Genomic DNA, 15,149 nt, shown 5'->3' with positions numbered 1-15,149 from the left:
GTACGCGCAGGGTGATAACACCCAAAGCGCCCAGGCGACAGTGACCATGCAACCACCAAGCGACTACCCTGCAATCACCCTGCAACCCCCCTGCATCAGCAATGCGCAGGGGGGGGTGCAGGGTGGTTGCAGGGGCGATGCGGGGCCAGCGCAGGGTGGCAGCAGGGTCAGCGGCGAGAAGTGCCCAGCCAGGTGCAGAGTAACCCTCGGTGCTCGAGGGGGCTTCCCCCGGCCTGAGCGGCCCTTCTGTGGCGTCTAGAACGCGACGAGAGGCGTTGCCCGGCATGTTGACCCGTCCTAGGCAGAGAACGACGCCCCTGGGGCCGACCAGGGGCGTCGTTGATCGGGGGAGGGGCGGCTACCAGCGACCGTGGGTGCGCACGTGCTCCTGGATGGCTGCGGTGACTCGGCGACGCAGGCGGGACACGCGCTGGTACAGCGCGGCGCGGGAGACGCCGAGCTGCTCGGCCAGTTGCTCTCGTTCGAGGGCTGCGTCGTCGTCGGTGAGCTCGAAGCGGACGAGGAGAGAGACCTCGTCCTTGGTGAGCGTCTCGTTCTCGATGGCCCAGGTGAGCACGTCGACGAGATCGCGGTAGGTGTCGGTCACGGTCGGCTCAGAGGGCATGGGATCGATGTTCTCTGCTGCGATGGTGAGGTCCTCGTGGGGGAGCACGACTTCGCCCCAGGTCTGGTTTCGGTGGCGCTTGGACATCGAGCACAGCAGGCTCAGCATGTTCCCTCGGATGTTGCCGGCGACGGACGAGACGCGCTCGAGCTTGTAGGTCGCGATCGTCTCCCAGAGGGCGCCGATCGCGGTGGCGATCGCATCGCCGGGCTCCAGGTCGGACAGTGCTGCAGTCGTGCGCGCCTGCCGGACGGCCAGGGGAGCGAATGCGCGGATCAGCACGCGGTTGGCGGCTTGGTGCCCGGACTGGCTGAGCGCGATGAGGGCATGGAGCACGGCGTCGCGGGACTCGCGGCTCTGCGGCCGCTGGACGAGCTCGAGGACGGCTGCACCGGAGAGGGTGCCGAGCGCCCCGTAGGTGTGCTCGGCATCGGCGTGCAGCAGGTCCCAGTCGGTGTGGATGGTCTCGAGGAGTGCGCTGTGTGCAGTCATGAGTCGGCCTCTCGTCAGCACGTGGGTCTGGACGAGAGGCGACGATCCTCAGCACCCCTAGATCGGCAGCTAGAAAACGTGGCGGCCGAGCCGCAACTGCTTCGGTCAAGGGGTCACTGAGCGCATGAAATAACCAGATGAAAAGGCAGAAAAGAACTTCTGAGATTTCTGCCGAAGATTCTCGACGCTGCTGTCAGATCACCCCGTTCGGCCGCACCTATATGTGCGTGAGGGGCGACCGTCCCGACGTACGAGAGGGGCTGACGAATGTCGAACGGCGAGCTCGAGCACGACCTGCATTGGCATGAGGTCGTCACGGATGCGGCAGAGGTGCTGCGGGTGGAAGACGCGCTGCTGGAGGCAGTGCCTCAGCTGCTCGACTCTCCCTTCGACGAGGGAGTGCTCGAGCGGGTGAGCGAGGTCGTCGACCGGGCACGCGCCGTCGTCCCTGTGGCTCGCCGTCTCACGGCTGCGGCCCTGCCTGATGCGGGAGGTGCGTGATGGGCCTGTTCAAGCGAGAGCCGAAGCCCGACGTCGACGAGACCAAGGAGACGATCGCGCAGGGGAGCTCCTGGACCCAGGGGCGTGCATACCTGGCGATCGGGTCGGCGGCTGCGTTCTGGGGGCTCGTGCTGTGCGGTCCGGCCGCGCTGGTCGTCAGTGCCCTCGGCGCGGGGGAGCAGCCCGCCGTCGCTCAGGTGGACGTCCAGCCCGGGCTGAGCGTGCAGCAGCAGGAAGCAGGGGAGTACGCGGCCGCATACGTAGCTGCGTGGCTGGACGCCACGAAGGACGATCCGGGAGAGCTGGCCGCCTACATCGACACGTCGCAGCTGCGGAAGATCACCGAGCAGGCCTGGAAGTACCGCGACCTGGCGGTGTCGTCGATCGCGCCGGCCGACGACGACGGGCTGATCACCGTCACGGTCGCCGCCACCGTCGCTGAGCCGGCGGTCTCCGAAGAGGAGCAGGAGCCCACAGAGGTGTGGCAGCGCCGGTACTTCATGACGGTGATCCGCGCGACCGAGGGCGGTGTCGCCGCCGTCGGTCTTCCCGCTCCCGTCGCGGCGCCCGAGCAGCTCACCGACCAGGTGACGTTGAAGTACCCGCGCACGCTGGCCACCACCTCGCCGGCGATGACGACGGTGCAGCAGTTCCTGCTGGCCTATCTGACGGGCAACGGAGACCTGTCCCGGGTCACCTCGCCTGACTCGCCGCTGCGACCGGTCGACCCGGCACCGTACGCCGCGGTGACCGTCACGCAGGCAGCCGTCGACGTCGATCCGTCCGAGACGCCCGCGACGGGGGAGCAGGTGCGGACCCTCGCGACCGTCGAGCTCGTCAACGTCGCCGACCAGCAACTCACCGCCACGTACGCACTGACGCTCAACGGCCGCGACGGCCGCTGGGAAGTCAGCGCGATCGACACGGCGCCGGTCGTGAACGAGACCTCGACGCCCGGATCTGCTCCGTCGACGTCGACCCCAGCCCCTCTTCCGAGTCCCACCACCAACACCAACTGAAAGGAACGAACATGATCGACCAGATCGCTTCTCTCGCCGTCGAGGCGACCAACCTCGCAGCGACCGCCCAGCCGAGCCTCGTCGAGGCGAGCATCTCCGACAAGGCCAACCAGCTGATCGCTGATTGGACCACGGTCATCCGCGGCGCCGCCGTGCTGGCCGCCATCACCCTTGTCGTCGTCACCGCCATCAAGACGAAGCTCGCGTGGGCGGCGACCGCGCTGTCTCTCGTGGTCGGCGGGGCGATGATCTGGGGCGTCACGATGGACGGGCTGGGCTGGTTCTCCCAGGGCGTCGACAACGAGCTCGCCATCGTCCACGAGATCTCCGACACCACGGTGTGACCGATGGCTCAGGAGATCGCGCGGTTCTACACGCGGTCCCGCCGTTTCAAGAAGATGGTGGGCCGCCTGCTCGACGGCACCCCGATCTGGGGCGGGCCCTACTCCATGCCCCAGTTCGGGGTCGCCGGCGCAGTGCTGTTCGCGCTGCTCGTGAGCAAGCCGCTGTGGTCGCCCGACGGCAATCTGTTCTTCGAGATCCCGATGATCGTCGGGATCACCTGGGGGTCGGCCTTCCTCGTCGGACTGATCCCGGTGACCCGTCGACCGATCGGCTCCTGGGCGATGGGCGCCCTGGGAGCCATGCTCAAGCCGTTCGAGGGGACGGTCAACGGATCCCCGGTCCGGATCCGGTCCCCGCACTACGTCGGAGGCAAGACCGCCATGCCGCTGCCGCCCAGCGCGCCGGCACCTGACCGTCCCCTCGAACAGCCCACCGAGGAGGCCCCAGCCTCCGCCGAGCCGGAACCGGAGATCTCCCCTGAGATCCCGGCCGCCCCGGTTCCCGCGCGCACACCGAAGAAGCCCGTGAGCGCCGTCGAGCGCCTGCTGCAGCAGGCATCAGGAAAGTAAGGAGCACGTCATGCGGATGCCAGCGGTCGCTCTCTCCGGAGGGCTGATGTGGAGCAGGTGGGGCACTGTGTGGGCGACGTGGCGCCTGCGCGGACTGCCCTACGGTCTCGGCACCGACGAGATGAAGGGCGCGGTCCTGGCCAGCCACCAGGCGCTGTTCCAGTCGCTCCGCGGCGAGGCGCTGCTGATGGGTCTGTGCGCCTCGACAGATCCGGCCGACATCGTCGACCGGATGCTCGACGGCGTCGACCTGCACGAGTCGCTGGGGTGGGCCGAGGAGACCGCGCTGACCCTCGACTCCCTCGAGGAGGTGCCGCTGGGGGAGCGAGGCTTCTGGCTGAGCGTCCCGCTCGCAGCCGGCAACTGGAAGTCGCGCGCCTTCGCTGCACTGCGTGCGGGGGACTCGCTTGTCCGCGAGCAGTTCGCTCTGCCGCGGTCTCTGCCGACCAAGGCCGAGATCGCCGAGGCTATGCAGGCGGCCGACCTGATCCAGCAGAAGATCCCCAAGGTGTTCCAGCCCCGCCCGGCCACGCCCGCACAGCACGTATGGATGGCGCTGCACGCCCAGCAGCGCGGCCTGTACACGGACGGCGCCGTGCCGGGGGAGAACGAGCAGCCCGGCATCGACGGCGTCCCGGCGACACAGCCGCCCACCGCGATGCCGCGCCCGTGGATCGACGAGGGCGGGCAGTCGGACCTGACCCGCAACAGCATCCGCCGGCACGTCCCGTTCAACCGCCGCTACCTCAAGGTGCAGTCCTCGCACATGGACTCGGCCCCGTCCTACCAGATCACCCAGGCGCTCGTCGGCAGCCCCAAGGCCGGATGGCAGGTGCCCGGAGTCGAGTGGATCTCCCGCGTGGACCACTACGGCATCGACGTCGATTGGGCGATCCGCATGCAGATCAGCTCCGCCGAGGTCGTCAAGCGCCGCAACAAGCGGGCCGAGGAGCAGCTGGTCGACCAGGAGAAGCAGCAGTCCGGCACCCTGGCGATCACCGGATCGGGATCCGAGCTGGATGAGGTCGCCGAGACCCTCGCCGCCTACCAGCGCTCCCTGAACTCCTCCGACCGCGAGGTCGAGGTGCAGGGCACGATCATGTACACCGTCGCGGCCCCCAGCCCCGAGCTCGCGGTGGAGCAGGCGCGGTTCGTCGCAGCAGACTTCAAGGCCAGCGACTTCCTCCTCGAGGCACCCCTCGGCGGGCAGGAGGAGCTGTGGTGGGCGATGCAGCCTGGCATCCCCACCTCCCGGATCGTCCGGGAGCTGTCGCAGATCACCACCGGCAGAGAGTTCGCCTCCGGGCTGCCGATCGTCACCAGCGCGCTCGGCGACGAGCGCGGCATCCGCATCGCCGACAACACGACCACCGGCCGGCACACCCCATGCCTGCTTGACCTGTACGGGTCGATCGCCGCCGACGCCTCGGGCTCGTTCGGGATCGTCGCCGAGCTCGGCGCCGGCAAGAGCGTGCTCCTCAAGATCGTCGCCGGCTCTGTCGTCGACCGCGGCGGCCGCATCGTCGTCATCGACCGCACCCACCTGCGCGAGTACGCGATCTTCGCCAAGTCGCTGCCGCAGGCCAGCACCCGCATCGTCGACATCCTCGCCCCCGAATGGTCCCTCGATCCGCTGCGCGTGTTCGGCCCCGCCCAGGGCGCGCGCATGGTGCAGTCGCTGTTCTCGATGCTGCTCAATCTGAACAGCTTCGACGACGAGGGGATCGCGCTGTCGGAGATCCTCGCCCCCGACTACATGACCGAACACGGCATCCGGTCGCTGGGCACCCTGGTCGCCCATCTGCAGACCATCGCGGACCAGGACCCGATCGCGAAGAAGCTGCTGCGTCTGATCCGCGTGGTGTCCACCAAGGACATCGGCCGGGTCCTGTTCGACGAGACGCTGCCGCCGCTGGATCTGAACGCCGAGGCCATCGTTTTCTGCACCCACGGCATGGAGCTGCCCGACAAGGAGCAGGTCGAGCAGGAGCACCTTTTCAAGCAGCTCACCATCGACCAGGTGTTCGGCCGGGCGATGTACGCGCAGCTCGTGCAGATCGCCCGCGAGGTCTGCTTCGCCGACCCCAGCCAGCTCGCCGTGGCCTTCTTCGACGAGTGCCACCACATCACCGCTTCCCGCGACGGTCAGGACGAGCTGCGCACGTTCTTCCGCGACGGCCGCAAGCACGGGGCTGCGGCCGCGGTCGCCTCCCATGACCCGGAGGACTTCGGCGACGAGCGCACCCGGGGCCTGATCAAGATCCGGTTCGTGATGCGCCAGACCGACGAGACGCTCGCCAAGCGGGCGATCAAGTGGCTCGGCCTGCCCGTCGAACCCGAGACCGTCGCCACGATCACCTCCGACACCTCCCCGATGGGACCTGACGGCACGGTTCCGATGGACCGTCGCGGCGAGGCGATCATGCGCGACGTGCGCGGCCGCTACGGCAGGATCCGCACGATCCTCCCTCACCGTCCCGAGCGGCGCCTGGCGGTCCTGTCGACCCCGTCCAAGAAGCCCGAGGAGGCGACGGCATGATCGCGTTCTACGCCCGACAGCTGCATGGGATGCACGACCTCGCCTGGCGGATCCGGTTCTGGTGCGCTGAGCACCCGCGGTCGTCCAAGGTGATCATCACCCTGCTCGTGATCGCCTGGATCGTCCTCGCCTCCCAGCAGGCCGCGCACGCCAGCTGGCTGCTGCCCGAAGACACCGAGCTGCGCGACTCCAAGGGCGTCCCGTTCGACAGCTACGTGGCGCTGAGCTTCAACGAGCCTGCCCCGTGGGAGATCCACGCGATCCTCATCCAGTTCCTCGCGCAGCTGATCTGGGCGATCCTGTGGGTCGTCACGGGCCTGACGCTGTGGTTCCTCAACTTCATGCTCGGCTTCGGATGGGTCGACTGGATCTCCACCCCGGTCACCGTGTTCGCCGAATGGCTCGAGGGCATGTTCGGCGAGATCCACTGGGCTCCGTTCGCACTGTCGATCGCAGCACTGTTCGCCGGCATCGCCGTGATGCGCGGCCGCACCGCGGCGGGTCTCTCGGAGGCGTTCATGGCCGCGATCGTCGCCGCGCTGGTCGGGGGGATGCTGGCCAACCCCGTCGCCAGCCTCGTCGCCGAGCCCAGCGGACTCCTGCCCCAGGCGCAGCAGTGGGGCGGCGAGATCGCCAACAGCATCGTCATCGACAAGGACTCCGAGTACGAGATCACCACCGGCACGGGCGCAACCCTCTCCTCCGGCGTGACCGCCGCGATGATGGATGTCTTCGTGCGGATCCCGAACCAGGCGATCTCCTACGGCCAGGTGCTGCCGGACGCCTGCCAGGAGGCCTTCACCACGTTCAAGATCGACGGTGAGGACGCCAAGGGCGCGCTCGAGGACTGCATGCGCGCGAACGGCGCCGAGCAGTCGATCGACTTCACCCGCTCGATCGCCGGCTTCCTGGCGATCATCTTCTCGGTCTCCAACGCGATCGCGATCATCGTGCTGCTGGCGGTCTCGCTCGCGATCGGCGCCCTGCTGATCATCGCCGTCGGCGGGTTCCTCATCGCCGGCGTGAAGTCCATGATCTTCGGCCCGATCGCGATCCTCCCCGTCGACCGCGGCCCGCTGTGGAAGGCGGTCTCCGACATGGTCATGGGCGTGTTCGGCATCGTCGTCATGACCTGCGGCCTGTCGATGTACCTCAAGTTCCTGATGTACGTCCTCGGCCTCGACGAGGTGCTGCGCCTGCCCCACAACCTCCGGGTGATGCTGATCGTCTTCGCGATGATCTTCGGGATCGTGATCATCGTCCGGATGCGGCGGGGAACACTCAAGGCCGGCCACGCGATCGCGCAGCGCCTCGCCAGGATCGGCCTGGGCATGCAGGGATCCTCCTCGAGCACTCACCCGCTGGTGAAGATGGCGACCCTCAAGTCCGGATACGACCTCGCCCAGCAGGCGTTCTCTCGCCGCCCGCGCTCGGCCGCGGCGGAGACGCCGCAGGAGCCGCAGGAGCCCAAGGCCCCGTCGAAGCCGGCCCCGATGCAGAAGCAGCTCACCACCGGAACGCCGGCGGCGGAGCCGATGAGGCTGGAGCAGGTGCCCTCGACACCCAAGCCGTCGCCCTCGCCCAAGGCGCTCAAGGTCGGAAGGGACGCCGTCGAGCTCGCCAAGGGCGCCAGGGGCGGTGCACCGGGCCTAGTCCTCACTGCCGGCAAGCTGGTCGCCCAGAGGGCCGCCAATGCGGTGAAGTCCAAGGCCGCCGCCAAGGCCAAGACCGCCGCCAAGGCGATCGTCACCGGCCCCGCCGAGAACAACGCCAGCGAGCCCACCCCGGCGCAGGTGATCGAGGTTCCCGGTCACCGTCGGTTCGAGATCGACAGGGATGGCCGCGCCCGCGTGCGCCGCACCGACTCCGTCATGATCCACAACATCTCGAGCCTGCCTCCGCGCGCCCCGCAAGCCAGCGCGCGCGCTCAGGACCGCCGGGAGATGCTCGCCCGCCTCCGCGCGAAGATGCAGTCGGCGAAGACCCCGAGCAAGGCATGAAGAAGCTCGCCGTCGGCATCGGCGCCGCCCTGGCCGCACTCAGCGTCGCCAGCGGCGGGCTTCTCGTGCTCATCATGACCGTCGCGGCCGCCGCCGGCGGAACACAGGAGGCCATCGAGAACCCGGACAGCTGCACACCCGGCCAGCAGCTGCCGGCCGAATGGTCCACACCCCCGACCGGCTGGCCTGATCGTCCCGAGAGCACGCTTGCGCCCGCCCCGGACGGGAACGACCCGGCCGTAGTTCCCGACTCGCTCGAGGTTCCCGTCGGCGGGGGAACGGCCACCCTCAACGCCCGCCAGCTCGAGGTCGCCAGCCAGATCGTCGGCACCGCCCGTGAGGTGGGCGCCACAGATGATGCGATCACGATCGCGCTGATGACGGCTCTGCAGGAGTCCACCCTGCGCAACCTCGCGAACTCGACCGTGCCCGAGTCGCTGGAGTATCCCAATGACGGCGTCGGGAGCGACCACGACAGCGTGAACCCGTTCCAGCAGCGGCCCTCGGCCAACTGGGGCAGCATCGAGGAGCTCATGGACGTCGACTACGCCACCCGCGCGTTCTTCGGCGGCACGGACGGACCCAACGGCGGCAGTCCTCGCGGCCTGTTCGACATCCCGGGCTGGGAGGATCTGACCCGCGGCGAAGCGGCTCAGAAGGTCCAGGTCTCAGCGTTCCCTTCCGCCTACGACAAGTGGGAGGACGCGGCCGAGTCGCTCCTCGCCGCCGTCGGGCCGGGCAGCGGGAGCGGCTGCGGCAGCCAGGACAACGGCGAGGCGGTCCTGCCGCTCGATGCGCAGACTTACCAGGTCACCAGCGACTACGGCCCCCGTGGCTGCTACGGCGCGATGTCCTGCTGGCACCCGGCATGGGACTTCGCCACCGGAGGCTGCGGAGCTCCGATCTACGCGATTCGGCCCGGCACGGTCACCACCGACGCCGGCCCCTACCTCGGCATCACGGACCCTGCCACCGGTGTCGAGTACGAGTACCTGCACATCTGGCCGGAGGACCGGCTCGTCGGCCTCGGCGACGTCGTCGACATCGGCGACCACATCGGAGACATGGGCGACATGCCTCCGTCGTACGGCTGCCACCTCGACCTGCGCATCGACGTCTCAGGGACCACCGACGAGGCAATGGCCGCGTTCCCGACCAGCAAGGACGCCGGCGCCCCGCCGAGCGCGTGGGGCTACGTGGAGCCCAACGACTTCATGATCGAGTTCTACGGGCTGGACCTCTGCCCGGCCGAGTGGTGCACCGTCAACCGCGGCTGAGCGCGACAGCCGGTTGCAGGACGCGAGCCGACCTGCTGGGGTAGTGGGATATCCCCCGCTCGAAAAAGACATCGTTTGGCGGTGTCTTTCAAGGCCCACACCCGAACGGACTTTCCCTCGATGACCGCACGCACGCCTGCCCAGACGAGCTCGACCGGATACCGCTCGCAGGCGTACTACATCCACAACGAGAACACGCACCAGCGACTGAAAGCCGCCTGGTGGTGGACCCGCGAGGAGGAGGGGAGCTCCGGTTCCCTCTCTGCCCTGGTGGAACGTCTGATGATCGCCGAGGCCGAGCGACTCGAATCACTGCACAACGACGGCGAGCGGTTCCCGCCGGCCCCGGAGGATGCCCGCGGCGTCGACCGCGACGGCGTCGCGCGACAGGCAGCAGCGATCCGACAGCAGCGCCGCCAGCGGCCCACCGACTGACGAGTCAGACCGCCAAGAGGTCGGGTGGCGCGGGGCCGTCACGCAACTCGGATGAGACATCGCAGGTCTGGTGAGACGCATCGCAACTCGGATGAGAATCCCGCAACTCCCCTGAGACAGGACAGCGCAGGATCGGCGCGGGGAGAGGTCTCACCCTGCGCTGGGGCGGTGCAGGGCCAGTGCAGGGCCGGCTGAAAAACCCCGGGAGGGCTGGGAGGTCAGGGGCTCCTTACTCCCTAGAGGGAGCCGTCGCCCCTGATCCTAACAGGCCTGTCAAGGGGGCGCGCGGCGCGCGCATAGCGATGCCCCGACCGGTTGTCCCGTCTCACGGAACCTGTCAAAGTCTCACCTACCTGTCACAAGTTCTCGGAGAACCTGTCGCGGTCTCAGGTTTCTGTCGCAACCTCGGCGTGTCGCCGGAGCGCATGCTCGTCAGTCCCTAGCTTTCGTCGTGAGTGCGTGTCAGGGCACTCGATATAGGGCGGAACCACTCCTCGAGGCGTCAGGCCGTCTGTCGAACACGGATCGTGATCCCGTCGTGCGATAGGTGCCCTGATGATCGAGACCTCGTTGTGGACTGGCCCTGAGCCCTCCGCAGCAGTGGATGCTTGCCGTGTCGAGTTCGAGCTCGACGGGAAGCGGCTTGAGCTCGACGCGGTGGACGTGTCCGAACTCCCGTTCGAGCGTGCGACGGCGGTGCGGGAGTTCCCTGCCTGGCGGGGCAAGCGACACTACTCGGGGTCGCTGTGGATGGAGGGCGTGCGCGGGCACGTCGCCTTCGAGTCGCTCGCCGAGCGGCTGTGTCTGATCGAGTTGGATCGCGACCCGCGGGTGACCGGAGTTGCGAGTCAGCCGATGTGGATCCGCTGGGGAGACGGGTCGCCGCGCGAGCATGCCCCCGACTACTTCGTGCGCCTGAGCGACGGCACCGGTGCGCTGATTGACGTGCGTCCGCGGGAGCGCATCGACGATGCGGCGCGAGTGCAGTTCGACCGCACTGCGATCTTCTGCCGGATACAGGGCTGGCGGTACGCCGTCTACGCCCCGGACTCGCCGATCCGTGACGCCAACCTGCGATTCCTGCTGCGCTACCGCGAACCGCGATGGAGGTCTGCCGAGATCACGGCGCGAGCAGCCGGGTTCCGCGGCGCGCTCGGCGCACTCGCGGACGTGATCGACGATGGCGATCGCGCGGAAGCGTTCGGCCGTGCGTACGCACTCATGTGGTCGGGGCAGATCATCGCCGATCTTGAACAGCCGCTGTCACCGCGCAGTGCCGTGACCTGGAGGGGAGAGCTGTGAACGTCAAGGCTGGAGGCCGGCTCGCGTGGCGCGGCAGCACGTTCGATGTCGTGATGGTCGGAGCGCTCGCGGTCATCCTCCGTGACGAGAGCGGTGCGGAGCTCGAGGTCTCGCTCGAAGAGCTGAACCATGGGGCAGAGCCCGTCGAGCCGATGTTGCGCGGACGCGTGGTGGCCCTCATCGCACGTGGCGACGAGGCCACCTCTGAGATCTCCGCATGGCGGGAAGCGATCGAACGGATCGTCGCCGCAGGCGCAACGTATGGCAGCAAGTCGAAGGTGGTGGCGGACGAAGCCGAGCGGCTCTCCCGTCAGCTGGGGCGCCCGATCGGTGTGCGCACGGTCTATCGCCGGTTCCAGGCTTTTCAGGAGCAGGGTGCCCCGGGGCTGATGGATCGTCGGGCGGCGGAGCTGCGCGGCCGGGCCGGGACCGGCGTCGACCCGCGCGTGGTCGAGGCGATCAACCAGATTCTCGGCAGTCGTTCCCGTGCATCCACCACAAGCAAAGCGGTCGTGCTTGAGCAGGTCACGCGTCTTGTTCGCACCCAGTTCGGTGATGAGGTGCCGTTGCCGAGCCGGGCGACGTTCTATCGACTCTTCGACTCCGCCGACCGCGGCAGGTTCTCGTTCGGGTCGGCGAAGACCCGGGAATCGCTCGCGCTGGCACCCGACAGGGCGTTCGGGCGCCGCACTGCGCTGCGTCCTGGCGAGCAGGTGCAGATCGACACGACCCGCCTCGACGTCATGGTCCGCATCGACGAGGCGACGATCGGCCGCCCGGAGTTGACGATCATGCTCGACGTGGCGACGCGTTCGATCCTCGCCGCAGTCCTGCGTCCGGAGGGCACCAAGAGCATGGATCTGGTGGTCGTGCTGGCCCGCGCGCTCGTGCCCTACGCGCGCCGTCCCGACGGGGCGCGGGAGACACGGCAGCTCATCTCGACGGCGTGGGCGGACGAGATGCTGATCGATCAAGCGAGGTATGAGCGGCTGCGGGAAGCGCAGCCGTTCATCTTCCCGGAGACGATCACCACCGATCGCGGCCGGACGTATCTGTCGAAGCATTTCCGGGGCGCGTGCGAGACGCTCGGGATCTCGTTGATCACCGCGGCGCCGCATACCCCGACCGACAAGCCGCATGTGGAGCGCACGTTCGAGTCGATCGCGTCGCTGTTCCTGCAGTACGCGAAGGGGTACGTGGGGCGCAGCGTCGAGCATCGCGGGAAGGACGTGCTGAACCAGTCGGAGCAGTTGCTGACGATCGGGCAGATGCAGGAGCTGCTGGAGGACTGGATCGCGGTGGAGTGGCAGAATCGCAGCCACGACAGCCTGCGTGATCCGCTGCATCCGACGATCGCGCTCTCACCGAACGAGATGTGCCGGGCGTTCCGTCATGTCGCCCCGGAGCTGCATGTCCCGTTGACGCGCGACGATTTCATCGCGTTGCTGCCGGTCGTGCATCGGCGCATCAACCGGTACGGGGTCACGATCGATCACCGCGAGTACGACTCGAATCGGCTGGGTGAGTATCGCCGCCGGCAGTCTCCGGAGAAGGCGAAGCAGGGTCGGTGGCCGATCCGCGTGGACCCGTACAACCTGCACGTGGTGTGGCTGGAAGCGGACGGTGAGTTCATCCCGCTGCGCTGGGCCAACGATGTGCACGAGATGCCGATGCTCGGCGACGTGTGGCGGCACGCCCGCGATGAGTACCGGCAGAAGGGCCCGGACGACGCGGCGGGGCGTGACGATCTCGTGGGAGCGATGCGCGGGTTCGCGGCGCGAGGCAACGATGCGAAGGCAGCCCGGCAGCGAGCCCGGGCGAGCGCGGTCGCCGCAGACCCGATGAATCCGACGAGTGCCGCACGCGGCGATCTGGAGCAGGAGGCCACGGCCGTCGCCGAAGCGGTGGTGGTCGAGGTCGATGAGGACGAGGCGTGGCCGCACCGTGGCGGGTTCGGGTTCATCGGTGAGCAGTGGGACGAGATCAGGGAGAGGTTGGAAGGCTGATGGAGATCGGCACCAAGGAGGGATGGCGCGAGTACGTCGACGAGGCGTACGAGCGCCCGATCCCGGTCGCGACCGAGGAGCTCGCGGCGATGTCGTTCGGGGACCGCGCGCTGTACAACCAGGCGAGGGCCCAGTACACGCAGGCTGGCGCGTTCGTGAAGACCCCGCAGTTCCGCACCGTGCAGGCCGTGGTGCGGGACCGGGTGATGCTGAACCGCTACCGGCAGGTAGGCAAGCTCGGCGTGATCGTCTCGGGCGAACCGGGGCAGGGGAAGACGACGACGCTGCTGCAGATCGGCAAGGAGCACGAGCTGCGTCGCCGCGAGACGGGCCATGCCTCGGCGGGCAAGGGGAAGCTCCCCGTCGTGTACGTCGCGGTGCCGGCGCAGTGCTCGGCGAAGGCGCTGCTGCAGGAGTTCGCGCGGTTCGTGGGGCTGCCGGTGCTCACGCGGATGACGTTCGGGAACCTTCTGACCATGGTGGCCAACGCGCTGCGCAGCTGCTCGACCGAACTGATCCTGCTGGACGACGTGCACCATCTGGACCTGCAGTACCGGCATAACATCGAAGCGTCCGACATGCTCAAGCAGCTGTCGGAGCGGTGCGGGGGCACGTTCGTGTACGCGGGCATCGCGGTCGAGGACAGCGGGCTGCTGTCGGGAAGCCGCGGCGGTCAGGTCAGCAAACGATTCGAACTGCACACGGCGCACCCGTTCCAGATCACCAGCAAGGAGGGCCGCGCAGACTGGGGCGACCTGCTGCTCGCACTCGAGGACTCGCTGTGCCTGCTCAACCAGCGCTCCGGCGCGATCCTCGACGCGGCGAAAGACCTGCACCGGCTCACGGGTGGGGAGATCGGCCTGTTGAAAGACGTGTTGCAGCTCGCCGCGTTGCACGCGATCGACGACGGCACCGAGATGCTCGACCTCGCCGACTTCTCCCGCGAAGTGGCCGCCCGTCAAGGCGCGCGGAAGCCGCGGGCGACGGTATGAAGCGGGTGCGGCGACTGCCGGTGCGGGTACTGCCGTTCCCCGCGGAGACGGTCACGAGCTTCTATCGGCGGTTGTGCGCCGCCAACGGCATCTCGGAGCGGGATCTCTGGTTGCAGCTGCGGCATGACGATCCGAGCCTGCCGCTCGCGGTGTCGCCGAGAGCCGCGCCGAACGTTCTGTCCGCCCTCGGCGGGCTGCCCGCGCGTTACTTGGACACGGACGGCACCGATCGGCCCTGCGCGCACGATCCGGCGGTGTGGGTGCGTCGCTGCGCGGGCTGCCGCAGCGGGAACGGTGCGTCGTCGATGTGCCGGCGATGCGCCCGTGGCGAGACCGTTGAGCTCTACCAGCGGGTCGGGCCGATCTGCGTCAAGCACCAGCGTTGGCACGCGGGCGGCGCCGACATCGACATCAGCGGCTTGGAGCCTCAACTCGCGGCGCAGCGGCGCCTGAACGGCACTTTGCGGATGCGGTCGGTCGCGTACCGGTCGAACGCGGCCGCATGCGCACGAGACCTGCTGCACGGCTGGCACGAACCGGCGAGGGACTCGGATGCGCAGCTGAGCCTCGAGCAGCAGATCGAAGAGCTGCCGCTTCTGGTGGCACTGCTGCTGCAACTGACCTCTCCCACGTTCGCGGGGATCCTCGCCGACCGGTCACTCAACTCCCTCACGATCGCCACACTCCTGCAAGGCACTGCATCGGCAGTGCGCGTCGGCGGCGACGCATCCGACGCGCTCGCGGCGCTCATCGGTACCAGCGCAGACGGGATGCCCGCCGGCGAGCGGATCGAGCGCATCCGCTCGGTCCGCGTCGCGGAGCCCGACGAGGCGACCGTGCGGCTGCGGCACCGCCTCCCCACCATCCGAGCCGCCGTCCTGCAGCAGAGCGACTGGGTCAGCGGCGATCCGCTCAGGGCGATCAACGAACCCAGACGCCGCGTGCGTCGCTACCTCGAGGCACTGCGGCGTGAGCACGCCAAACGCGACCGGGCCGGTGATTCGCCCGCGGTGCGCCCGAGCGGCACATCTCTCCTGGAGTGGTGAA

At 68.5% G+C, this 15,149-nt stretch carries 13 protein-coding genes; 12 read left to right on the top strand and 1 reads right to left on the bottom strand.

Going from position 1 to position 15,149, the window contains the following annotated elements:
• Nucleotides 1-358: 358 nt before the first annotated feature.
• Entirely contained in the window at nt 359-1,117 is a 759-nt protein-coding gene (locus tag IR155_RS07590) for a hypothetical protein (protein WP_135114244.1), read from the bottom strand.
• Between the two features lie 267 nt (nt 1,118-1,384).
• On the opposite strand from IR155_RS07590, the gene IR155_RS07585 reads away from it, so the two are divergent.
• From IR155_RS07585 to IR155_RS07530, 12 genes are all read left to right on the top strand, one after another.
• Nucleotides 1,385-1,618, top strand: a complete 234-nt coding sequence (locus IR155_RS07585; RefSeq protein ID WP_135114243.1) for a hypothetical protein — start codon at nt 1,385-1,387, stop codon at nt 1,616-1,618.
• The gene (locus tag IR155_RS07580) at nt 1,618-2,637 is read left to right on the top strand and encodes a conjugal transfer protein (protein ID WP_135114242.1); all 1,020 of its coding nucleotides are present in this window, start codon (nt 1,618-1,620) and stop codon (nt 2,635-2,637) included. The genes IR155_RS07585 and IR155_RS07580 overlap by 1 nt, the downstream gene beginning before the upstream one ends.
• 11 nt (nt 2,638-2,648) lie before the next feature.
• On the top strand, nt 2,649-2,981 hold the full coding sequence (locus IR155_RS07575; protein ID WP_135114241.1) for a hypothetical protein: 333 nt from the start codon (nt 2,649-2,651) through the stop codon (nt 2,979-2,981).
• A gap of 3 nt (nt 2,982-2,984) precedes the next feature.
• Nucleotides 2,985-3,551 (top strand): hypothetical protein, encoded by a 567-nt coding sequence (locus IR155_RS07570; RefSeq protein WP_135114240.1) that lies wholly within the window; start codon nt 2,985-2,987, stop codon nt 3,549-3,551.
• Between the two features lie 10 nt (nt 3,552-3,561).
• The gene (locus tag IR155_RS15930) at nt 3,562-6,090 is read left to right on the top strand and encodes an ATP-binding protein (protein WP_228066808.1); all 2,529 of its coding nucleotides are present in this window, start codon (nt 3,562-3,564) and stop codon (nt 6,088-6,090) included.
• A complete protein-coding gene (locus tag IR155_RS07560; protein ID WP_135114239.1) occupies nt 6,087-8,090 on the top strand; it encodes a hypothetical protein in 2,004 nt (667 codons plus the stop codon). The genes IR155_RS15930 and IR155_RS07560 overlap by 4 nt, the downstream gene beginning before the upstream one ends.
• On the top strand, nt 8,087-9,367 hold the full coding sequence (locus tag IR155_RS07555) for a M23 family metallopeptidase (RefSeq protein WP_135114238.1): 1,281 nt from the start codon (nt 8,087-8,089) through the stop codon (nt 9,365-9,367). The genes IR155_RS07560 and IR155_RS07555 overlap by 4 nt, the downstream gene beginning before the upstream one ends.
• Nucleotides 9,368-9,487: 120 nt before the next feature.
• Nucleotides 9,488-9,802 (top strand): ParB family protein, encoded by a 315-nt coding sequence (locus IR155_RS07550; protein ID WP_135114237.1) that lies wholly within the window; start codon nt 9,488-9,490, stop codon nt 9,800-9,802.
• A gap of 555 nt (nt 9,803-10,357) precedes the next feature.
• Nucleotides 10,358-11,104, top strand: a complete 747-nt coding sequence (locus IR155_RS07545; protein ID WP_135114236.1) for a TnsA-like heteromeric transposase endonuclease subunit — start codon at nt 10,358-10,360, stop codon at nt 11,102-11,104.
• Nucleotides 11,101-13,110 (top strand): Mu transposase C-terminal domain-containing protein, encoded by a 2,010-nt coding sequence (locus IR155_RS07540; protein WP_135114235.1) that lies wholly within the window; start codon nt 11,101-11,103, stop codon nt 13,108-13,110. The genes IR155_RS07545 and IR155_RS07540 overlap by 4 nt, the downstream gene beginning before the upstream one ends.
• Nucleotides 13,110-14,102, top strand: a complete 993-nt coding sequence (locus tag IR155_RS07535; RefSeq protein WP_135114234.1) for an AAA family ATPase — start codon at nt 13,110-13,112, stop codon at nt 14,100-14,102. Before IR155_RS07540 ends, IR155_RS07535 begins: the two co-directional genes overlap by 1 nt.
• Complete coding sequence (locus IR155_RS07530) at nt 14,099-15,148, top strand: TniQ family protein (RefSeq protein WP_135114233.1); 1,050 nt, start codon at nt 14,099-14,101, stop codon at nt 15,146-15,148. The genes IR155_RS07535 and IR155_RS07530 overlap by 4 nt, the downstream gene beginning before the upstream one ends.
• The last annotated feature ends 1 nt before the right edge of the window (nt 15,149 follow it).

Origin of the sequence: Microbacterium paludicola (assembly GCF_015235415.1) — a bacterium.
In the GTDB taxonomy this organism is placed as follows: domain Bacteria; phylum Actinomycetota; class Actinomycetes; order Actinomycetales; family Microbacteriaceae; genus Microbacterium; species Microbacterium paludicola.
Note: the sequence above shows the minus strand (reverse complement) of the source record. Positions and strands in the feature narration are given on the sequence as shown.